This window comes from Planctomycetaceae bacterium (assembly GCA_041398785.1).
Taxonomy (GTDB): Bacteria; Planctomycetota; Planctomycetia; order Planctomycetales; family Planctomycetaceae; genus JAWKUA01.
The window spans coordinates 76,114-96,408 of sequence record JAWKUA010000002.1 but is presented as its reverse complement, the minus strand read 5'-3'; the positions used below and the strand labels follow the sequence as shown (position 1 = coordinate 96,408).

Below are 20,295 nucleotides of genomic sequence, written 5' to 3'. Positions count from 1 at the left end.
TGCCGGACTCGCCGGAACGTAGACATTCTGAGCGAGACTTCTGAAGCACCGCGAGTCCACCGACAGGTTACGCTGGCTACGGGGCGAAACTCATCACCGGCATCATCAGGCTCACGCGTTCCTTCTGCAGAATCGACATCTGCAGCAGCGCCTGTTTGATGGCGGCGACTCGTTGAGGATCGATGCCGTTCAGCAGTGGCAGGACCGTGTCGATCAGCGGCTGACTTTCGCTGAATCCCGCGGGCAGGTTCATTTGCAGGTGCCGGCCGTCGTCTTTGGGGCCAGTCAGGTCGCTCATCAGAAGTTCCATGAAATTCTTCGGGCGAGGCACGATGCGGACGTCGTAGCCTTCCTCCAGGCTGGCTTCCTTCGCGGCGAATGCCACGGCATCGGAAAGTCCGCCGAGTTTGTCCGCGAGCCCCAGTTCGATTGCCTGACGGCCGGTGTAGACACGCCCCCCGGCCAGTTCGTCGATGTCCTTTTTCAGGCGATCGCCGCGAGCCTTCACGACGTGTCCCTTGAACACTTCGTAGACCTCGTCCATGTAGCTCTGCATCGCCGCTCGTTCGGAATCGGAAAACACATCTGCGCTGCTCAGGATCGCGGCGTTCTTTCCGTGGGAGATCGGGGACCAGTTTATGCCGACCTTGTCCCACAGTCCTGTCGTCGCGAACTTGCCGGCGACGACTCCGATGGAGCCCGTGATTGTCGAAGGGTCGACGAAGATGGTGTCTGCTCCGCAGGCCACGTAGTAGCCTCCGCTGCCGGCCACGTCACCCATCGAAACGACAAACGGCTTCTTTGCAGCGATCCGCCTCGTCGCGTTCAGGATGATTTCACTGGCAACGGCCGAACCTCCCGGCGAATTCACGCGAAACACAACCGCTTTGACCGCGTCATCGTTGGCCGCTTCGTCCAGAGCCTTGCGAATGGAATCACTGAACGCAGCCGCGTCGGCCAGAAACGGATTGCCCTGGCTGCTTCCCGGCAGGATGCTGCCTTCCAGGTAGACGATCGCAACGCCGGGTTTGGTGCTGGCTTTTGTCGACGGCGGCGACAGTAGCTCGGCGTAAAAATTCAGGATGCCGAAAGGCGACGACAGGTCGATTTCTGTGCCCTTCTTTTTCCCGTATTTTCGGTCGAACTTCAGATCGTCGCCGTAAAGTTTCTTCAGTCGCTCTTCGAAGTCCTGACGGTGCTCGACGACGTCGATGATGCCTTTTTCGATGGCTCGTTCGGCGGTAAACACGCCTTCGTCAATCCATGCCCTGGCGACGTCTTTCTCCACACCACGTCCTCGGGCGACGTCGGCTATTAGTTCATCGAAGATCCCGCCGTACAGCCAGTCGCTCATTTCCTTCGACTGAGCACTCGGTTCTTTCCGCATAAACATTTCAGCGGCGGTCTTGAAATCGCCGCAGGTGAAGTAATCCGGCGTGACGCCGAGCTTGTCCAGCAGACCACGCAGGAACATCTGTTCGCCGTAAAGTCCGGTGATGAACATGTAGCCCGTCGGCACCATGCTGATTTCGGACGCACCGGACATCAGGACGAATTCGCCGGTCGTAAACAGTTCGGAATGAACATGGATCTGCTTGCCCGCGGCCCGGATCGCGGCCAGCACGCGGCGAAGTTCCTGCTGCTGAGCCCGGCCGACTTGAGCACTGTCGGCGAAGAGCACGATCGCCGGCACATCGTCATCGTCGATAACCTTCGACAGGCGGTCCGTCAGACTTTTCAGCGATTCACCCGTCGAACCGAAGCTGAACGGGAAATCGTCGGCGACGGCTTTTTCCGTTACGGGACCGGATAATTCAAAAACGGGAATCACAGCTTTCGTCGCGACGGCTGACCGCTTGCTGTTATCCTGCGACGGCGCAGTGGCCGTCGTGGCCTGCGCAAACACCGTTCCGGAAGACATCGCACACATCAGAAACAGCGTCAGAAATGGAGTCCTGCCGAGCATTGTGGTCACCTTGTTCCGGTTCAAAATCCTGAGTTCGTTCACGGAAACTGCCGTCGATTCGCCGCGCGGGCAACGACTTTCGCCAGTCAATTCGAATGTCCGCTGTCAATCTTCGCAATTAAAGGTCGAAACGCAATCGGGACTCCCGAGTTTGGCAAGTGTTGTGTTCGGCGGAATGCGCATTCCAAAGTGATTAGTTTACGGCATCGGTCGGATTGATAGATTTCGAAGCGTAGAATTCTGATGGGTCTGCTTGTGAAGGGGAGCAACGATGACAACTGACGCATTTCGACGTCGCGAATCGGCACTGGAAGAAGAGTTTTTCCACCGCGTTGATGAAGAGCTGAAACAGAAGCTCAAGGAGAAATGGCGACGTGAAGCTGATCGTGAGGAATTGAAGGCCAACACGCATATCATGGACGGCAGCGTTCTGGATGAATTGTTGGATGCGGGGATCCGGCCGCAGACCGTCCAGGCACTGAATTTGTTTCCCACGGTGCATGTTGCCTGGGCGACCGGTTCCGTCGTCGAAAAGGAAAAGGAAGCCGTTCATCATGCCGCGAAACAGGCGGGGCTCGATCCGGATTCCGAGGCGTGGCATGTGCTGGACTGGTGGCTGCACCAGCGACCGCCGGAATCGCTGTTGAAGGCATGGAAAGACTACATCCACGCTCTGAAGGATGTTGTCCCGCCGGACACGTTCGCCGCACTGAAACGGCAGACGGTCGCTGCGGCAAGGGACGTGGCGGAGGCGGCTGGCGGATTCCTCGGACTGCTGCCGGTCAGCGCCGCGGAACATAAGGCGATCGACGAACTTGGCGCCTCGTTCGACGGCGACTGATTTCCTCACTGCGTGGAACGTGCTTTCCGAATGAACCGCACGTTCCGCCGGTCAGCCGCATTGCCGACAATTCCCTCGGGTTCGGACGCAACTTCGGCAGCATTCTGACGAGAATCTTCCGGATCGCCGTGCCAGGCGTCGTCCTGTGCTCTTCGATCGGCCCGGGAGGATGATTCATGTCTGCAGCGCTGCCCGAATTCATTGCTCGTCACAATTCGCACCAAAAACTTCCCTGCTGCCCGGCCTGCGGCAAGGAGCTGGTCACGTTTCACGAACAGCGTGAAAACATCTGCAGCGACCTGAAATGCCGCGGCCCATGGCTGCAGCGAAAGAACGCCCATGAACAGGAAAAAACCCGGGCGACGCAGGCGGCGCTTGCTGAAGCTGCACTCGAACAACTGCGCCGGACGGCTCCCGACGCTTATCAGCGAACCGAAGCCGGCGAACTGCGCCTGATTGTTGTGCCGGACTTCGAATCCGAACTCGCGCCGCAGTCGGCAGAGCGAATCGCCGCGTTCCGAGAAATGCTGGAACAGCTGATGTCGGATGCCCTTGAATTGGTCAACGACGCGTTCCGCGTGGAGAACCTGCTTTGCAGCTACGAACCTCGTGACCGCGACCAGTCTTCGCTGGCCATCATGAACGCGTGTGGAACGTGCCGAGGCCGCTGTTGTCGAATGGGCTACCAGCACGCCTTCATCACTGCCGAATTCCTTGCGTGGCGGCTGGTTCACGAGCCGGATGCCGACCCCGCGGCAATGATCGGCGACTACATTGACCGCATCCCGGCACAGTCGCTCAACGATTCCTGCCTGTACCACACCACCACCGGCTGTGCTCTTCCGCGAGAGTTGCGAAGCGGCACGTGCAACGATTTCCTGTGCATTGGCTTTCGTCCGCACATGGCATCCCTTGCTGAAAACCCCGATCAGCCAACTGTTGCCGCAGCGTACGACGGCGACGGATTTGTCCGTTTCGGCACGATGGATTCCGATGGCAACCGAACCGAAATCACGCTCGACGCGGACGAACCACCAGAGCCTGCCAGTGCCTGAAGTCGCGTTCTCGGGTTTGAGCCGGAACTCACGACGTAAGCACTTCGAAACTCGGAGAAGGTATTCAGCGATGCCGTTAGTTCCCCACTACAAGCCTCCCGGCCCCGTTAGGTACTGTCCTTCCTGCGGCAACCAGCTTTCCACGGTCCACGAGATCCATGAAAACATCTGCGGCGACCTGAAGTGTCGCGGCCCCTGGCTGCAGCGGCAGATCGCAAAGCAGAAACAAAAGGAACGCGACGAACAGGCCGCACTTGTCGATGGCGCCCGCCGGAAACTTCGTGAGCAGTTTCCCGACGTCCTGAAGCAGACCGAATCGGGCGATCTGCGACTGATCGTGGTTCCCGGTATCGATTATGACCAGGCCCCGCAGCCGCCGGAACGCATTGCCGCGTTCCGACGGACGCTTGAAGAACACTTCGCGGAGGCCGCACAGCTCGCGGCGAATCCCTATCACAACGGTGATCTGCTTAGCCGCTACGAACCGCGCGATCACGACTACGACTCACGAGCCGTCATCAATGCGTGTTCCACCTGCCGAGGCTGGTGCTGCCGCATGGGTCATCTGCACGCCTACCTGCTGCCGGAATTCCTGGCGTGGCGACTTGTCAACGAACCGGAACTAACGGCCGAGGAAATGATTGACGACTACATCGACCGCATTCCGGAAGCATCTCAGAACGACGCCTGTCTGTATCAAACGAATGCCGGCTGCGCGATGCCTCGCGAAAAGCGAAGTTCGACCTGCAACGACTTCCTGTGCCCCGGCATCCGCGAACATCGGGAGTCCATTATGCCCGACCCGGATCAGCCCACCGCCGTCGTCTCTGTCGATGAAGGTCAATTCGTACGGCTGGGAGTCATGGACGCGGAAGGCAACCGAACGGAGTTTCGGATTGCGTAGTAGATGCTTTCGCCCGAATTAACTTTGACCGTCGGCGAGACGCACACCGTCCGCCGGGTGGATCAAGACGACGGCCGCCACCATGTACTCAGCAAAGCCCGGTCGTATCCGCTGCGATATGCCGAGTCGATTTGCTCGTCCAGCCCCGGTTCTTTGGCGTTTGACGGAAACGGGTACTTCGCCAGCAGGGGAACTCCTCTCTCCTTTGGCATTTGGGACTGCGTCAGGACTCCGTGTTCGTAGAGATCGCTGAAAAAATCGACGCGGCTGTCGTAGGCGTAGCGAACCACCTTTCCGAACTGTCGAGAGCACTTAATCGCGATGTCGTCCAGCACGTCATTGTCGCCCGGCCATCCCTCCGTAAAAATCGCCCACAGGCCGCTCGATTCCAGCGGGACCAGCCGCAGGAAGGTGACGGGCGGCAGTTCACAAAAGAAATCAGCCGCAGTCGCCTCATCGGCTTCGAAGATCACGCCGTGCAGCCGTTCACTCACGTTCCGTTCTCCTCACCTGCGGGAACCGGCGATGGTCGTTGCCGATTCCACGTGAAACGACGGTACTCGCACGTGCTATCGAAACCGTGCCGCCCATTGAGCGGTCCGCACCGTGCTGCGACAGCGCCACTCACGAAGTTCCGCCAGTAATGCCTGCTTCTGTACGGAATGCTGCGCACTGCGCCAAAGGTTTTTCATCTCATCCGGGTCGTTGGCCAGATCGAAGAGCTGACCTTCGTCTTCATCAATGAAATGGACCAGCTTCCAGGTGTCACTGCGGACCATTGTCATAAAGTCCGTGCCGTCCAGAATATGGTCCTGCCCGTGCTCGGCATAGACATATTTCCGCGGCGTCCAGTCGCGACCTTCCAGGGCAGGCAGCAGTGATTCGGCTTCCATGGTTTTCGGCACATCAACGCCCCCAAGTTCCAGTATGGCCGGACCAATATCCATCTGCTGGCAGAGTCCGTCGATGCGGCGTCCGGCTTCAAAGCGACCAGGGCTCCAGACAATAACCGGCATTCTGGTGATGATATCGTACATCGTCCATTTCTGGCTGTGACCGTGGTCCGTCAGACAGTCGCCGTGATCGCTGGTGAAGATGACCACTGCGTTATCGAGATACCCGCGGCGTTCCAGCGACTGCAGAATCTCACCGACCTTTGTGTCGATCATTGTGACATTGGCCAGATAGTAGGCTCGCTGTTTGTGCCGTTCTTCACGCGTCGGTTCGCCCTTATGCACGACGCTGTCATGGTCAATGTCGTAGTTGTGCTGCTGCAGCACCTTGAATGCTCGCGGCTGACTGTCGAGTTCTTCCTGCGTCACTGCCAGCAGTGGCAGCGTCTTGTCCATGTATCTGGCGGCTTCCGCAGGAGTTGGGTCGTACGGCGGATGCGGTCCGGGGAAGCCAATCTGCAGGAACAGCGGCTGATCGGGGACTGGCTTCGTGTCAATCCACCACGTCGCCATATTGCCGACAAAGTTGTCCGACTGCATATCCTCATCCAGTTCCCACAGGAAGGCTCCCAGGCTGTCCCGGTAGTCACTGCGCTTGCGATACAGTTCCCTCTGCTGTTTCACCAGCCCGCGCGCGTGCAGCGCCTTGTCCCATTCGTCGTAGTAAAACCGCTCTTCCATGTAGCGGTCCTTGTTTTCGACGACGTAGCGTTCGTGGAAGCCCATGGTTGTGTGATAGGGATAGGTGTGCATTTTTCCGATATTGATGCAGCGGTATCCGCTGTCGGCCAGTAGTTCGATCCAGCCGTGATTCCAGGCGTCCGCGTTTTTCAGAATGCCGGTGGTGTGCGGGAAGTAGCCGGTGAACAGACTGGCCCGCGAAGGAGCGCAGCTTGGCGCGGAAATATGTGCGTTGGTGAATGTGGTGCCTTCGCGCACCAGGCGATCCAGGTGCGGAGTTTCCATATAATCAAAACCCAGCTCGCGGATCGTGTCGAATCGCTGCTGATCGGTGATAATAAAGATGATGTTCGGACGAGTGTCGGTCATCGTGCCGGGTTCTCTGCTGCGATTGCTGTTCCGGGGACACAGTGGGGACGGCAGCTTAGGCGGACGGCGCGGGAACAACAAACGTACAGATCATGCGCCGTGCTTCGTGCTTCGAACGGCGCGGGCGAACCGCGAAGACACACGTCCAAAGTCGATTCGGTCACCTGTGATGCGTTCGCACCGGACCAGTGACGTGCCGGTGCGAATCAGTTGGATCACATAGACGGCAATTCCGGCAACTCCCAGACTGATGGCGGCGGTCGTCGCGCCGGCATAGCTGTTGGTATCGGCCAGAAGTCCCAGCCCCCAGCCGCATCCCGCCAGTGCCGGAATCAGCAACCAGCCGGCGCCGGCGAACCAGGCGAAACCGCTCCAGTGGTTTGTGTGTCGCGCACACATCGGACAGGAGACTCGCAGTTGATGATGTGTCATCGCGGCGACGATAAGTCCCGGGATGAGACCCAGGAAGATTCCTGCAGCTGTCAGCATCTGAGCCGAATCGGACTGATACGAAAACTTCTTGCTGACTCGTTCGGGTGCCGGATCGCCGCAGACCATGCAGACATCGGGAAGTCCCTCGCTTTCGATCCGGGCGATCTCCAGTGAGACGCCGTCACGCCCCTGCGTCACGTCCGATGTGCGGGACGATGCCAGTCTTTGCGGCGGCTGGAGTGCTTCCGTTGCAATCGGCCGGTTCAGCCAGTTCCGCAGATCCCAGGCTCCCGAGAACAGCAGGACGACAATGAAGCCGAACACGGCGATCAGCCACCATTCCGCTTCCGAAGCGTGAGGCAGGCTGCCTTCCAGCGCCAGGGCGACGCGACCACGAGCGGCAATCCCCATCGGCAACAGGATGGCCCCTCCCAGCAAAATGGCCCACGGACGACCGGCTGGCTGATCTCGCAGCGTACCAATGCTGAACAGCGTCAGCAGCAGAATCAGACTGACCAGCCCAATGGAAAGCGCCGGTTCGCCGACGTTCATCGGCAGACGATTCATGTTGAGTCCGAATGGCAGGAACAGCAGAACGGTCGCAGCAATGATTCCGGCCGACATCAGCATTGCCAGGACCGCAGGAGCATTCCGGTGCCGTGCCAGGCGACGAATCTGTCCTTCGCGCACACTGTTGACCGCTGCTTCCACAGCATTGTCCAGTATTGTCGACGGGCCCGGCCATGGCTGGGGATACGGCGACGCCATGCTCAGCTGCGAGGCCGCCTGCGGAGCAACCGCGACCAGTTCCGACGCGAACTCACCGGCATGCTGGTAGCGCCGATCCGGATCTGAGGCCAGTGCCTTCAGCACCACATTGTCGACACGCACGTCGACGGCGGCACGCTGTGACGGAGGCTCAAACGATCCCATGGGAAGTTCGCCGGTCAGCATTTCGTACAGCACGACACCCAGCGAATAGATGTCGGCTCGATGATCGACCGCTCGTGACCCCGCCATTTGTTCCGGAGCCATGTAGCGAGGCGTCCCCATGACCTGGTGAGTACCCGTCAGCGTGAAGTGTTCGGGAGCGCTGGTTGCCAGCTTGGCGAGCCCGAAGTCGGCGATCTTCACTCGGCCGCGCGAGTCGACGAGTATGTTTTCCGGTTTGATATCGCGGTGAACCACACGTTCCTGGTGAGCGTACTGCAGCGCGTCACAGACCTGGGGAACAATGGTCATCGCCTGTTCCGGTGTCACGGCGTTTGCCTTCCGCGTTGAACCGGACTGCATGAGCTGTCGCAGGTTGGGTCCGTCCACGAATTCCATCACGAAGAAATACAGAGTCGAACCGTCCTGTGCTGTCGACGGAGGCTCCCGGCGAGCCGCCGTTGCAGCGTTACCGTCGGCGTCGTCAGCCTGCGGCAGCGCCTGGGGCTCGACGGGAGAACCTGGGTCAGCGCCTGTTGAAACCTCTCCGAAATCGTGGACAGCGACGATGTTCGGGTGACTGAGTCGCGCCAGTGTGCGTGCTTCCCGGTTGAATCGTTCCGCAAACGCAGGATCGTGAGCCGACTCCGGCCGAATGATCTTCAGCGCTACCAGCCGATCCAGCTTTCTCTGGCGAGCCTTATAGACGGCTCCCATGCCGCCGTGGCCGATCAGTTGCAGAATCTCCAACTGAGGAAACAGCGGCGCCAGATGCCTCGGTGACGGCGGGACAAACGCAGCCGGCTGCGGCGTTGTCTCGGCGAACGGGCTGTTTTCCAGCGGTTGATCGCTGTCATCCAGAGCCGCTCCCATCAGGCATTTCGGGCACAGACCTTCGGGAGTGGATTCCGGGATTTCCGCACCGCATTCGGGGCAACGCGACGACGGGGCCATAGTGATTCCTTAAGCAACAGATTCGACGATATTGTGATCTCCGGTAAGCTCTTCAGGAAACAAGACGAAAGATTACAGACGAATTCGGAGATTTTTCGTCGATTCGACGAGCAGAACGTTTAGCCCGACCTCGCGCGCATCCCGCACCGCGAATACGTCGAAGGGCTGAGTTCGTGACTGACGCGGCCGCTCACGCAGGCTCAACGTCCCAGCGCGGCGAACAGGCCGTGAATCTCGCTGTCGACGTCTTCCGGGTCTTCGACCGTGTCGGCGATTCTGGAACGAATCAGCTCACGGTATCGCTGCCGCATCCGGTGAGCGGCCACCTTGACGGCTCCGTCAGACAGACCGAGTGATTCTGCCGCCGCGGCGTATGCGTCCGTCGACCTGCGACCGGACAGAAACGTCTTCAGGGCTTCAAAGTGTTCAGACTTTCCGCGAGCCGCGTATTCGTCCTTCAGAGTTCCCAGCACCTGACTCAGTAATGTCATCGCCCATTGCCGCTCGAACAGCCGCTCCGGCGTCACGTTGTCAACGGCGACGATGGAATACCGTGATTCCGCGGAATCAAAATCCAGAGACAGCGGTCGTTGACCGCCGCCGCGTTTTTCCGCACGAGCCTTCTGCCATTCGTTGATCAGAAATCGCTTGCAGGCCGTCAGCAGGAACGACCGGAAGCGGCCCCGCTCCGGATCAGCGGAACTGATCGTGGCTTTTTCAAGGAGTTGCTCAAAGAAAGCCTGGGTCAGATCCTGAGATTCGTGAATGTCACCGATGCGCCGCCGAATGTACGCATAGACGGGATACCAATACGTCCGGCAAAGTTCGGCCAGGGCTTCCTGCGAATCGCCCTGCCCCGCCCGCCCGGCCGCGAGCACCACGGTCCACTGTGTCGTCTGAAACCGTGCGCCCGCGGCCGGGTTGTCCGACGGCAGTTGGTTTTGCGGCTGACTTGAGTCTCCCATGCGGCTCATGCGACTCGTCCGGGGCGGCACTATTGACCGTGTTGCGACTTCCGATGATGAACCTCAGCACACTCTATCGCTTCACCGGCCGCCGTGGATAGAACGGACCGGCGATGAATGCTCCGGCAATCAGCAAGTCGCGACCAAGAAGAAGGCTCATCCGGTTTTTCAGAGCGGCATGGGAATATGCGGCTGGACGATACCGAAACGGCGGCGTTCACGGCGATTGCGGCTCGCTGGCAGCGTACGCTCGAAGAGACGCAGCCGTCCTGAACGATTATGAAATCAGCCCGTAGTTCTTCAGCGTCAGTTGCAGCTTGTCCAGTTCGCCGGGACTGAGTGCTGTCATCGGCAGACGCACCGGCCCGCAGTCTTTGCCGACCAGAGCCATCGCAGCTTTCACCGGGATCGGATTCGTCGACAGACCCAGCATGTCACGGCACAGCGGGAACAGCTTGTGGTGCCACCGCTGAGCCTCCGCGACGTGTCCGTTCATGAATGCCGTGACCATTGCCCTGACGTCCTGCGGAACGATGTTCCCGGCGACAGAAATGACTCCGCTGCCTCCCAGAGCCATCAGCGGCAGAGTCAGGCTGTCGTCGCCGGAAAGAACGGTCAGATCGGACGCGGAAAGAATCTGCGACGCCTGATCCATCGACCCGGTGGATTCCTTCACCGCCACGACATTCGGACAAGCTTCGGCAATGCGGCAGATTGTGTCCGGCTCAATGTTCTTCGCCGAACGGCCGGGAATATTGTAAACCACCTGCGGAATGCTGACGGCGTCCGCGACGGCTTTGTAGTGCTGAAAGAAGCCTTCCTGAGTCGGCTTGTTGTAATACGGAGCCACCAGCAGGGCTCCATCAGCTCCCACGGATTTCGCCTGCTTCGTCAGCCGAATGGCTTCGGCCGTGCTGTTGGAGCCGGTTCCCGCCATGACTTTGATTCGACCCGCCGCGTGTTCGCAAACGATGCGGATGACGCGGTCGTGTTCCTCGTGAGACAGGGTCGGACTTTCGCCGGTCGTGCCCACGGGAACCAGACAGTCCGTCCCGGACTCGACGTGGAAATCGACAAGCTGCCGCAGCATGTCTTCGTTCAGGGACTCATCCGGATTCATCGGTGTGACGAGAGCCACTGCCAGCCCGGAAAACATTTCGCCTCTGCGCGTCATCGTGTCTTCAATTGCCAGGGTGAGGGGACAGAAACGGCGAAGGCTATCGTCTGCGCGAATGAGTCGCAATTCGCACGCCGTCGACGCCCCGTCATTCCCGCACCCGTCATTCCCGCGCAGGCGGGAACCCAGTAGGTTTCGGCGGCGGGACGGAACCCGAACACGCAACTCACGTTCGAGTTGCCGCCGGGCCGTCGGCACCTACATCCCCGTCATTCCCGCGGAGGCGGGAACCCAGCCTCGCATACTGGGTTCCCGCCTGCGCGGGAATGACGGGGCGCGGGTACGGGAACGACGAAGGCAATGCTCGGCTGTCAGGCTACCGCCCCTTCCAGTCCACGTTCGCCATACTGGCCAGTGCCAACTGCAGAGCATGCGTTCCGTCCCGGCCGTGTCCCTGAGCCTGCACAGACAGATAAAGCTGATGAGCCAGCGCCAGGCCCGGCATCGACAGGCCCATGCGTCTTGATTCGTCCAGAGCAATCCCCATGTCCTTGATGAAGTGCTCGACGAAGAAGCCCGGGTCGAAGTTGTTGTCGATAATTCGCGGCCCGAGATTGCTCAGCGACCAGCTTCCCGCCGCGCCGCTGCCGACCGATTGCAGAACCGTGGGAAGATCCAGTCCCGCTTTGTGTCCGTACAGCAACGCTTCGCAGACTCCGATCATTCCCGTGGCGATCAGAGTCTGGTTGACCATTTTCGTGTGCTGACCCGCTCCGGCCGAGCCCTGATGGACGATCGTTTTTCCCATCGCGTTCCAGCACGGCTGCAGGGCGTCGACGACATCCTTGTCGCCGCCGATCATGATTGACAGAGCGGCGTTCTTTGCGCCGACATCGCCGCCGGACACAGGAGCGTCCACGCTGGCAACTCCTTTCGCTTTCGCTGCGTCGTAGATTTCAACGGCCAGAGACGGCTGGCTGGTGGTCATGTCGACAAGGACGCTTCCGGCAGCGGCTCCGGTGAGTGCTCCGTCATTTCCCAGCAGCACTTCGCGCACGTCGTGAGGAAAACCGACGATGGAAAACACGACGTCCGAGTTCTCAGCGACAGCTTTCGGCGAACCTGCCCACGTCGCGCCGCTGTCCAGAAGTGGCTGAGCTTTCGCTTTCGTGCGGCTGTAAACAGTGGCGGAAAAACCCGCCTTTATCAGATGCCCGCACATGCTGGAGCCCATGACTCCGGTGCCAATCCAGCCAATGCGAGTCTTTCCTGGTTCAATCGTCGGAGCTGCCATCGTAATCTTCCCGCGTTTGAAGTGTCTGTGAGTCGGGTCTTGCGAGGGGCCGCATGATGTCGCACACCTCGCCGTGAGTAAAGTGCGTCGCATGCCACGGTGCGAGTGAAACGCATTGGCGTTCAATTTGTCACGTCACGTCCGATCTCAACACCCTCACGCGCCGCGGGAGGGTCGCCGTTGAGGCGGCGTTCAGCTGCTTCAACGCCGGGAGGTCTGGCGGCGCAACCGCTCGTGGTGCGCGGTCGGCCCTCTCCCCGATTCTTCTGCTGGACGCAGAAGAATCTCCCTCTCCCGCTTCACGGGCGAGGGGAAAATGCGTGCCGCCCGCTGAGAATATGACCGCTTGGTCTGCGACCGCGGGCTAAACGAATCCAGTCTCATGTCAGCACTCACGAAATTTCACGATGCGATTCCTTCGGCGATGAATGCCGACCAGCACTCGCTGCGCCGCTTGCTGCGGTCGATGAAGAACGCCGAACGGGCAGGGAAGCCGTTTGATCGAAATCTCGCGAAGTTCACCCGGCAGCTTGAAGCGTCGTCACAACTGCGCCAACGGCGCGCCGCCGGCGTTCCGAAAATTACGTACCCGTCCGACCTGCCTGTCGTCGAACGACGAACGGAAATCGCTGACGCGATCCGAGATCATCAGGTCATCGTCGTCTGCGGCGAAACAGGTTCCGGCAAGTCGACTCAGTTGCCGAAGATTGCCCTGGAACTCGGCCGAGGCGTCGGCGGAGTCATCGGGCACACTCAGCCGCGCCGCATCGCCGCGCGGTCGATTGCGACTCGCCTGGCGGAAGAACTGAACTGCGAACTCGGAAAACAGGTCGGCTACCGAATTCGCTTCAATGATTCGTCCGGGCCGAACACGCTCATTCGCCTGATGACCGACGGAATCATGCTGGCGGAAACTCAGTCCGACCGCCTTCTGGAACAGTATGACACGATCATCGTCGACGAAGCTCACGAACGGTCGCTGAACATCGACTTCCTGCTGGGCTACCTGAAACGACTACTGCCGAAACGCCCCGATCTGCGAATCATCATCACGTCCGCGACAATCGACGCCGAACGGTTTGCTGAGCACTTCGGAACACCGGAAGCGCCGGCTCCGGTGCTGCTGGTCGAAGGACGAACGTACCCGGTCGAAATTCGATACCGACCGCTGGACGATGATGTACGATGGGACTCCGATCCCGCCGATAGCAGTGCATCGCACCTGCGTCCCCTCGCCCGCAGAGCGGGAGAGGGAGATGTTTCTGCGTCCAGCAGAAACATCGGGGTGAGGGCCGACCGCGACTGGCTGGACGGCGTTTCCGACGCGATCGACGAACTCGCTGAAAACGGCAGCGGTCACATTCTCGTTTTCCTGCCAACCGAACGAGATATCCGGGAAGCCGACAGAAAACTCAGCGGACGCAAATACCCCGGTGACACTCACCAGCACCCGACTCAGATCGTGCCGCTGTTCGGACGACTGTCGATGGCCGATCAGGCGAAGGTGTTTCAGTCGTACCAGCATCGCCGCATCGTGCTGGCGACCAACGTGGCGGAATCATCACTGACGGTCCCCGGAATTCGTTACGTGGTCGACACCGGTACGGCTCGTATCAGTCGGTATTCGGCTCGGTCGCGAATGCAGCGGCTGCCGATCGAAGCGGTGTCGCAGGCGTCCGCCAATCAGCGAGCCGGCCGGTGCGGACGAATCGCTCCGGGCATCTGCATCCGGCTTTACAGTGAAGAAGACTTCCTCGCGCGCGAAGCGTTCACGTCGCCGGAAATTCAGCGCACGAATCTTGCCGCCGTGATCCTTCGCACGCTGCACCTGCAGCTCGGGCGGCTGGAAGATTTCCCGTTTCTCGATCCGCCGCGACCGACGACGGTGAAAGAGGGTTACAAGACGCTCGAAGAACTGGGGGCGATCGAGGAAGAGTTGAGGGTTGAGGGTCGAGAGTCGAGAGCAATCGCATCGCGTTCCTTCTCCCCCGACGGGGAGAAGGTGGCCGGAGGCCGGATGAGGGAGCCACGCTCTGGCGGTGAATCTTCAGAAACACGTCACGCGAAACACAAGACCCCTCCCCCTGACCCTCTCCCTTTCGAGGCGAGAAGGGACAATCACAGCAGCAACGACGTAGTTCTCACCACAATCGGCCGACAAATGGCTCGACTGCCGGTTGATCCGCGCATCAGCCGCATGATTCTGGCGGCGATTGACGAACACGCCGTGCCGGAAGTTCTGGTCATCGCCGCGGCGCTGGAGACTCAGGATCCGCGGGAACGACCGATCGACAAACAGCAGGCCGCCGACGAAGCTCACGCGAAGTTCAATCACGCAGACAGCGACTTCCTGACCTACGTCAACCTGTGGGACGCGTGGCACGAACAGAAGAAGAAACTTTCCGGCGGCCAGTTGAAGAAATGGTGTCGCCAGAATTTCATCTCATGGATGCGGATGCGTGAATGGATTGACGTGCATCGACAGTTGCGAGACCTGCTGTCCGAAAGCGGCGACAACGCGCTGAAGAAAGCGGCCTCGTTGCATCACACCAAAGACCGCAAAAACGACTTCGCGGCGATTCACCGAGCACTCATGACCGGACTGCTGGCGAACCTCGCGTACAAGTCCGCCGACGGTGAATACACCGGAGCCGGAGGCAACAAGCTGGCGATCTGGCCGGGTTCGGCGTTGTTTTCGAAGAGCCCCAAATGGTTCGTCGCCGGCGAACTGGTCGAAACGACGAAACGCTACGCTCGCACAATCGCGCGAGTTCAGCCGGAATGGATCGAACCGCTGGCCATGCATCTGGTCACGCGAGAATACAGCGAACCGCACTGGGACTCCGACGCGGGCAACGTGATGGCGTTCGAAAAAGTCTCACTGTGGGGCCTGCCCATCGTTCCGCGGCGTAAGGTGACGTATGCGAAGGTCGACCCGGTGAAGTCGCGGGAACTGCTGATTCAGCACGGCCTGGTGGAACTCGGCCTGCTGTTCGGACGGACCGAAGACGAACGCCGGTCGGACTATGACGACGAAGAAAAAGAGCTGCTGCTGGGAAGCCGATCGAGACTGGTGCCGGGCCGCAGTCAGTCTCAAATCTCAAGTCCGAAACTTCAAATTTCAAATTTCAAATCTCAAATCTCAAACACGCCGTGGTCCAAGGACTTCCCGTTCCTGCGACACAACCTTCGAGTCCTGGACGAAGTGAAGGACCTGCAGGCTCGAACTCGCCAGCACGACCTGCTGCCGACCGACGACATGCTGTTCGAAATCTACGCGCAGCAGATTCCCGCCGACATCGCGGACCGCGTCCGGCTGCGGAAGTGGTATCAGAAAACTCACAGGACGAATCCCGGGCTGCTGAAGTTCGACATCAATCAGTTCACGCATCAGGAGCAGCGAGACGACAGCCACGCGGACTTTCCGCCGACGATTCAGATCGGAGCGATGACGCTGCCGCTGACTTACCAGCTTGGGCACGGAACCAGCGCCGACGGAGTCACCGTGACCGTGCCGGCGGACGCGCTGCCGCAGCTTGATGACAATCGCCTAAGCTGGCTGGTGCCGGGACTGGTGGAAGAGAAAGTCGTCGCGCTGATTCGTTCGCTGCCGAAGACGCTGCGAACCAAATTCGTGCCCGCTCCGGACACCGCGAAGAAGGTCTGCGGCTACCTGAAATTCGGCACCGGCAATCTGCTGACAACGGTTGCCGATCTGCTGTCTCGGATCGCCGGCGAACGAATTGATCCAAACAGCTTCGACCTGTCGTCACTGCCCGATCACCTGAGATTCAACATCAACGTCATCAGCACCGACCGGAAACCACTCGCCGAAGGGCGCAGCGTCGATGCAGTGCGCCAGCAGCTTGCTCAGAAAGTTCACACCGTCACGACACAAACCGGCCCGTCTCCGGAAGAAGTCCGATGGCATCGTAAGGAATTCAAGTCGTGGGAGTTCGGCGACGTTCCGGCAAGCATCGACATTGAACGAGCGGGGATGGTCATCAAATCCTTCCCCGCTCTGCGCGATGATGACACTTCGGTTTCACTGACACTGTGCCAGACCGCTGCGGAATCTCAGGCCACAATGAAGCGAGGTCTTCGCCGGCTCATCCTGCTGTCCGACGAAAAACGCATCCGGCAGCAGGTCGAAAACCTGCCGAAACTCAACGACCTGCGGATCAAAGCGTCGTCGATTCGTGGTTTGAACGTCGTCGCACAACTGCAACAACTGATGGCCGAACGAGCGTACCTGTCCGCAAAGGAACTGCCTCGCAACAAAGCTGCCTTCGAACAGACTCTGGACAACGGCCGCAAGCTGCTGGGCACGGTGGCTCAGGAATTCATCCAACTGATTCCGCAGATTTTTGAACACTACCACGTGACTCGTCGGCAACTGGACGCCGCGAAGAACCCCGGCTGGAAAGTCCCTGTCGACGCGCTGCAGCAGCAGTTCAGCGAACTGATGCGTTCCGACTTTCTGGCGACGACACCCTGGCCGTGGCTGATCCAGTACCCGCGATACCTCGCCGGAATTCGCCAGCGACTGCAGCGACTGGCTTCCGGCGGCCTGAAGACGGAACTCGAACTGCAGTCACAGTTCATTCCGTACCAGCAACGCTACGAAGAACGCCGCGAGCAACACAAACGGCAGAATCGCCGTGATCCGATGCTGGACCACTATCGCTGGATGCTGGAAGAATACCGCATCGGCCTGTTCGCCCCAAAACTCGGCACCGCCATCACTGTGTCGGGTGAGAAGCTCGACGAACACTGGCTGAAGGTGACGTGAACATCGTCCCTGCCCAGATGCCTGCATCCGCGCTGCGCGACCTCAGTTCGCAGGCCATGCCTGGGGTCAGATCACCCCGCCGTCCGGAGAGTATCGCTTAGAAAACACTGACGGCTTCAACTGCATGCCGCGCGCCCGGTCCCGCTCAGCGGCCTCGGAATCGCCGACCGCTTCGAGAGTGATCCAACGATGAAAGTGTGCCTCCCAACAATCCGGCATGACGTCGATCGCCTTCGAATAGCAGGCAATGGCGTCAGCACGACGATTGAGTTTCCAGCTTGCAATTCCAGTCTGAAGATTGAGTTCCGCCAGCAGACTCTTGTCGGGCTCAGCTTCGTTGCCGATGTCGGCGATCGCAGCGTTCGCGTCCCACAATGCCTGTTCGTACTCACCAGACGTGATTCGGTTCCAAACGAGCGCGGCAACGCGATCGCGGTCACCGACGATGGTTGAATGCTGGTCAACCGGATCGTACCTGTAGACAACGAGTGTCAGCGGTCGTTCCACGGTACACCCGACTGGAAGAATGATCGTCATTGACAGAACGACGAATCCAAACGCCTTCTTCATCTAAGATGCTCCGGATGTACCGCCAAGCGTTCCACTCCTTCACGACGCACAAGGGATCAAGCTGCACTCTTACAATTCGACACGCGGCCGTGAAGGTCATACCGCTCTGAGGACCCTGACTTTGAAAACCATCAAGGACATCATCGAACGTTCCGACACAAGGCCCGGACGCCTGTTTGACCTCACGATTCAGGGACTCATCGTCGCTTCTCTGTTCACGTTTTCGATTGAAACGCTGCCGAATCTTTCATCTCAGACGTACTCCATTCTGCAGGGCTGCGAGGTTGTGTTCGTGGCAGTCTTTACTGTTGAGTATGTCCTCCGACTCGCCGTGGCAGATCACCGGCTACGGTTTGTGACGAGCTTCTTTGGCATCATCGATCTGATCGCCATTCTTCCGTTTTATCTGTCATTCGGTGTCGATCTCAGATCCGTTCGTGTGTTTCGATTACTTCGGCTGTTCAGAATCCTGAAGCTGGTGCGTTACAGCAAGGCGATTCGCCGGTTTCATCGGGCGCTGCTGATCGCTCGTGAGGAGATTGTGCTGTTTCTGTGCGTGACAGCGATGTTGATGTACCTGTCATCCGTCGGCATCTACTACTTCGAACACGAGGCTCAGCCGGACGTCTTTGCATCGGTGTTTCACAGCATGTGGTGGGCGGTCGCAACGCTGACGACGGTCGGATACGGCGACGTCTATCCGGTTACCGTCGGCGGGCGGGTTTTCACCTTCTTTGTGCTGTTGATTGGTCTGGGAATCGTGTCGGTTCCGGCTGGACTGGTGGCGTCGGCTCTTTCGAAAGCTCGCGAACTCGAATTGACGCCAACCGGAACCGAAGATGCCCCTGAGCGAGTCACAAACGGGAATTGCCCGAGGTAGCCGAAATCCAATCGACCGATTGCCCTGGCCGAGATCTGTTCGCTATTCTGGGCTCATGATGCAGTCTACAGAACAACTGTACCACGATGCGCTGGCCCTTTCGGAATCCGAACGCGCGGCGCTGGCGGCTCGACTGATTCAGAGTCTGGAACGTGCTGACAAATCCGACGTACTTCCTGCATGGAGCGACGAAATTCATAGACGGATTCAGGAATTGGACGACGGTTCAGTGCAACCGGTTCCCTGGTCCGAAGCACGCAGGATGATCGTCGCAGACGATGACGCTTCCTGTTGAACTGCATCCGGAAGCCATTGTCGAATCGCGTGCGTCACGGCTGTGGTATTCTGAGCGAAGTTCAAAGCTGGCCGACGAGTTCTTGGACGAACTTGACATCGGCATCGCACAGATCGGCCAATTCCCAACGCGCTGGCCGACGTTCCTGCACGGGACTCGCCACTATCTGATGCGCCGATTTCCATACGTGATCGTGTATCGCATTCGCGAGGAGTCTATTCAGATTATCGCGGTAGCCCACTGCAACCGAGAACCAGGTTACTGGTCAGCGCGGTTGAGAAGAGATTGACCTCAGTCTGCAGCACATGCGGAGCCAGCGGACACACTCACGGCAGCTCGTCATCGCGCAGCCGACTCCATTCGCCGTCGCCGTCTTCGCTGTTCCACAGGCCGTGGAGTCCGTCGAGGATGGACCACTGGACGCCGACGTAGCCGAAATCGTCGACGTCGGATTGCGGTGCCAGATGGACCTGAGCCACCAGCGACAGCCGGCTTTTGGGCGTCATCCAGAAATGCAGACCGGCTTCCGGATAGAGCGTGAAGATCCCCTGGCTGCGTTTTTCTCCGACTTCGTCAATGAATCCGTCGTGATCGTTGTCACGCCCGTCGCTGACGGCAGAAACATCGGACCCGCCACCCAGATAGCCGCCGACGCCGATAAATGGTGCCAGCCGCGTTGGTGTCTGCAGCCGCGCGGAGACGTCCAGGCCTGCCGTGCCGGTGCCGGAATTCAACTGACCCTTCAGTCCGCCGCGGATTTCCGAATAAGCCGTCGGAAACCGGAGCACGCCGAGTTCCGCTCCCAGCACGCCGAGCCCCGCGTAGCCTCCGTTGCGGCCCGAAATGAAGCGAGCGTCCAGGGACTGCTTCATCATCCGTGTGACTTTCTGCGCATCATTCGAGGAGTACGGTTGCCCGTATTTTTCGGCGTAGACCGGATCGTCCATGGCCCAGCGAGACGTTCCGATTCCCGTGCAACCGCACAGCAACGGGACGATGACGATGAAACAAAGCTGTGCGACGCGATGCATTTGCGCGGTCCGGTCGCGGGATCGAAGGCGGGAATTTCAAGGGCGCGAGAAAGAGTACGGCGATTCGAAGCGAGGGGTCAACACCAATCCAGCGACGCGGGCGCGGGTGGAGACCGCTGTCATGGGCAGAGTGATTTTTGCGTCGAAGTTCGTCCTGTTATTCCCGCGGCATTGTCACTATGCGCGTTCTCCCCGTCAGTCCCGCGCCGGCAGGAACCCAGTGCGCCGCCACGCGCTCCGTCATTCCCGCGTGCGCGGGAATGACG

At 59.5% G+C, this 20,295-nt stretch carries 16 protein-coding genes; 7 read left to right on the top strand and 9 right to left on the bottom strand.

Annotated features, from left to right (window positions below):
• Window positions 1-76: 76 nt before the first annotated feature.
• The gene (gene sppA, locus R3C19_02565; protein ID MEZ6059224.1) at window positions 77-1,966 is read right to left on the bottom strand and encodes a signal peptide peptidase SppA; all 1,890 of its coding nucleotides are present in this window, start codon (window positions 1,964-1,966) and stop codon (window positions 77-79) included.
• 271 nt (window positions 1,967-2,237) lie between these two features.
• Between sppA and R3C19_02560 the strand changes: the two genes are divergently transcribed.
• The 3 genes from R3C19_02560 to R3C19_02550 all read left to right on the top strand — a co-directional run bounded on the left by R3C19_02560 (window position 2,238) and on the right by R3C19_02550 (window position 4,766).
• The gene (locus tag R3C19_02560; protein MEZ6059223.1) at window positions 2,238-2,807 is read left to right on the top strand and encodes a hypothetical protein; all 570 of its coding nucleotides are present in this window, start codon (window positions 2,238-2,240) and stop codon (window positions 2,805-2,807) included.
• A 176-nt stretch (window positions 2,808-2,983) separates the two neighbouring features.
• Window positions 2,984-3,862 carry a hypothetical protein gene (locus tag R3C19_02555; GenBank protein ID MEZ6059222.1) on the top strand — a complete coding sequence of 293 codons (879 nt, stop codon included), beginning with the start codon at window positions 2,984-2,986 and terminating at the stop codon, window positions 3,860-3,862.
• Window positions 3,863-3,932: 70 nt separating this feature from the next.
• Window positions 3,933-4,766, top strand: coding sequence for a hypothetical protein (locus R3C19_02550; protein ID MEZ6059221.1), 834 nt, complete (start codon window positions 3,933-3,935; stop codon window positions 4,764-4,766).
• A gap of 62 nt (window positions 4,767-4,828) precedes the next feature.
• Here the strand turns inward: R3C19_02550 and R3C19_02545 are convergent, their stop codons facing one another.
• The 6 genes from R3C19_02545 to R3C19_02520 form a co-directional block, all read right to left on the bottom strand.
• A complete protein-coding gene (locus R3C19_02545) occupies window positions 4,829-5,260 on the bottom strand; it encodes a hypothetical protein (protein MEZ6059220.1) in 432 nt (143 codons plus the stop codon).
• Between the two features lie 75 nt (window positions 5,261-5,335).
• Window positions 5,336-6,769 (bottom strand): sulfatase-like hydrolase/transferase, encoded by a 1,434-nt coding sequence (locus tag R3C19_02540; protein ID MEZ6059219.1) that lies wholly within the window; start codon window positions 6,767-6,769, stop codon window positions 5,336-5,338.
• A 90-nt stretch (window positions 6,770-6,859) separates the two neighbouring features.
• A complete protein-coding gene (locus R3C19_02535; protein ID MEZ6059218.1) occupies window positions 6,860-9,085 on the bottom strand; it encodes a serine/threonine-protein kinase in 2,226 nt (741 codons plus the stop codon).
• Window positions 9,086-9,285: 200 nt separating this feature from the next.
• Complete coding sequence (locus R3C19_02530; protein MEZ6059217.1) at window positions 9,286-10,059, bottom strand: sigma-70 family RNA polymerase sigma factor; 774 nt, start codon at window positions 10,057-10,059, stop codon at window positions 9,286-9,288.
• A 268-nt stretch (window positions 10,060-10,327) separates the two neighbouring features.
• Entirely contained in the window at window positions 10,328-11,224 is an 897-nt protein-coding gene (gene dapA / locus R3C19_02525; protein MEZ6059216.1) for a 4-hydroxy-tetrahydrodipicolinate synthase, read from the bottom strand.
• Window positions 11,225-11,543: 319 nt separating this feature from the next.
• Window positions 11,544-12,461 (bottom strand): NAD(P)-dependent oxidoreductase, encoded by a 918-nt coding sequence (locus R3C19_02520; GenBank protein MEZ6059215.1) that lies wholly within the window; start codon window positions 12,459-12,461, stop codon window positions 11,544-11,546.
• 382 nt (window positions 12,462-12,843) lie between these two features.
• On the opposite strand from R3C19_02520, the gene R3C19_02515 reads away from it, so the two are divergent.
• A complete protein-coding gene (locus tag R3C19_02515; GenBank protein ID MEZ6059214.1) occupies window positions 12,844-17,253 on the top strand; it encodes a DUF3418 domain-containing protein in 4,410 nt (1,469 codons plus the stop codon).
• 66 nt (window positions 17,254-17,319) lie between these two features.
• On the opposite strand, the gene R3C19_02510 is transcribed toward R3C19_02515, so the two are convergent.
• Window positions 17,320-17,823, bottom strand: coding sequence for a tetratricopeptide repeat protein (locus R3C19_02510; protein ID MEZ6059213.1), 504 nt, complete (start codon window positions 17,821-17,823; stop codon window positions 17,320-17,322).
• Window positions 17,824-17,944: 121 nt separating this feature from the next.
• Here R3C19_02510 and R3C19_02505 point away from each other — a divergent pair, with 121 nt between their 5' ends.
• The 3 genes from R3C19_02505 to R3C19_02495 are packed head-to-tail and all read left to right on the top strand — an operon-like array spanning window position 17,945 to window position 19,287.
• Complete coding sequence (locus tag R3C19_02505) at window positions 17,945-18,703, top strand: ion transporter (protein ID MEZ6059212.1); 759 nt, start codon at window positions 17,945-17,947, stop codon at window positions 18,701-18,703.
• 55 nt (window positions 18,704-18,758) lie between these two features.
• Entirely contained in the window at window positions 18,759-18,998 is a 240-nt protein-coding gene (locus R3C19_02500) for an addiction module protein (GenBank protein ID MEZ6059211.1), read from the top strand.
• Window positions 18,982-19,287: a type II toxin-antitoxin system RelE/ParE family toxin gene (locus R3C19_02495; protein MEZ6059210.1), complete on the top strand. Its 306-nt coding sequence runs from the start codon at window positions 18,982-18,984 to the stop codon at window positions 19,285-19,287. The genes R3C19_02500 and R3C19_02495 overlap by 17 nt, the downstream gene beginning before the upstream one ends.
• Before the next feature lie 37 nt (window positions 19,288-19,324).
• Here R3C19_02495 and R3C19_02490 read toward each other — a convergent pair whose 3' ends face one another.
• On the bottom strand, window positions 19,325-20,029 hold the full coding sequence (locus tag R3C19_02490; protein ID MEZ6059209.1) for a hypothetical protein: 705 nt from the start codon (window positions 20,027-20,029) through the stop codon (window positions 19,325-19,327).
• Between the last annotated feature and the right edge of the window lie 266 nt (window positions 20,030-20,295).

Excerpts from the sequence above, each read along its gene's own strand:
- sppA (MEZ6059224.1), bottom strand. The coding sequence starts at position 1,966 with ATGCTCGGCAGGACTCCATTTCTGACGCTGTTTCTGATGTGTGCGATG.
- R3C19_02560 (MEZ6059223.1), top strand. The coding sequence starts at position 2,238 with ATGACAACTGACGCATTTCGACGTCGCGAATCGGCACTGGAAGAAGAG.
- R3C19_02555 (MEZ6059222.1), top strand. The coding sequence starts at position 2,984 with ATGTCTGCAGCGCTGCCCGAATTCATTGCTCGTCACAATTCGCACCAA.
- R3C19_02550 (MEZ6059221.1), top strand. The coding sequence starts at position 3,933 with ATGCCGTTAGTTCCCCACTACAAGCCTCCCGGCCCCGTTAGGTACTGT.
- R3C19_02540 (MEZ6059219.1), bottom strand. The coding sequence starts at position 6,769 with ATGACCGACACTCGTCCGAACATCATCTTTATTATCACCGATCAGCAG.
- R3C19_02535 (MEZ6059218.1), bottom strand. The coding sequence starts at position 9,085 with ATGGCCCCGTCGTCGCGTTGCCCCGAATGCGGTGCGGAAATCCCGGAA.
- R3C19_02530 (MEZ6059217.1), bottom strand. The coding sequence starts at position 10,059 with ATGAGCCGCATGGGAGACTCAAGTCAGCCGCAAAACCAACTGCCGTCG.
- dapA (MEZ6059216.1), bottom strand. The coding sequence starts at position 11,224 with ATGACGCGCAGAGGCGAAATGTTTTCCGGGCTGGCAGTGGCTCTCGTC.
- R3C19_02520 (MEZ6059215.1), bottom strand. The coding sequence starts at position 12,461 with ATGGCAGCTCCGACGATTGAACCAGGAAAGACTCGCATTGGCTGGATT.
- R3C19_02515 (MEZ6059214.1), top strand. The coding sequence starts at position 12,844 with ATGTCAGCACTCACGAAATTTCACGATGCGATTCCTTCGGCGATGAAT.
- R3C19_02510 (MEZ6059213.1), bottom strand. The coding sequence starts at position 17,823 with ATGAAGAAGGCGTTTGGATTCGTCGTTCTGTCAATGACGATCATTCTT.
- R3C19_02500 (MEZ6059211.1), top strand. The coding sequence starts at position 18,759 with ATGATGCAGTCTACAGAACAACTGTACCACGATGCGCTGGCCCTTTCG.
- R3C19_02495 (MEZ6059210.1), top strand. The coding sequence starts at position 18,982 with ATGACGCTTCCTGTTGAACTGCATCCGGAAGCCATTGTCGAATCGCGT.
- R3C19_02490 (MEZ6059209.1), bottom strand. The coding sequence starts at position 20,029 with ATGCATCGCGTCGCACAGCTTTGTTTCATCGTCATCGTCCCGTTGCTG.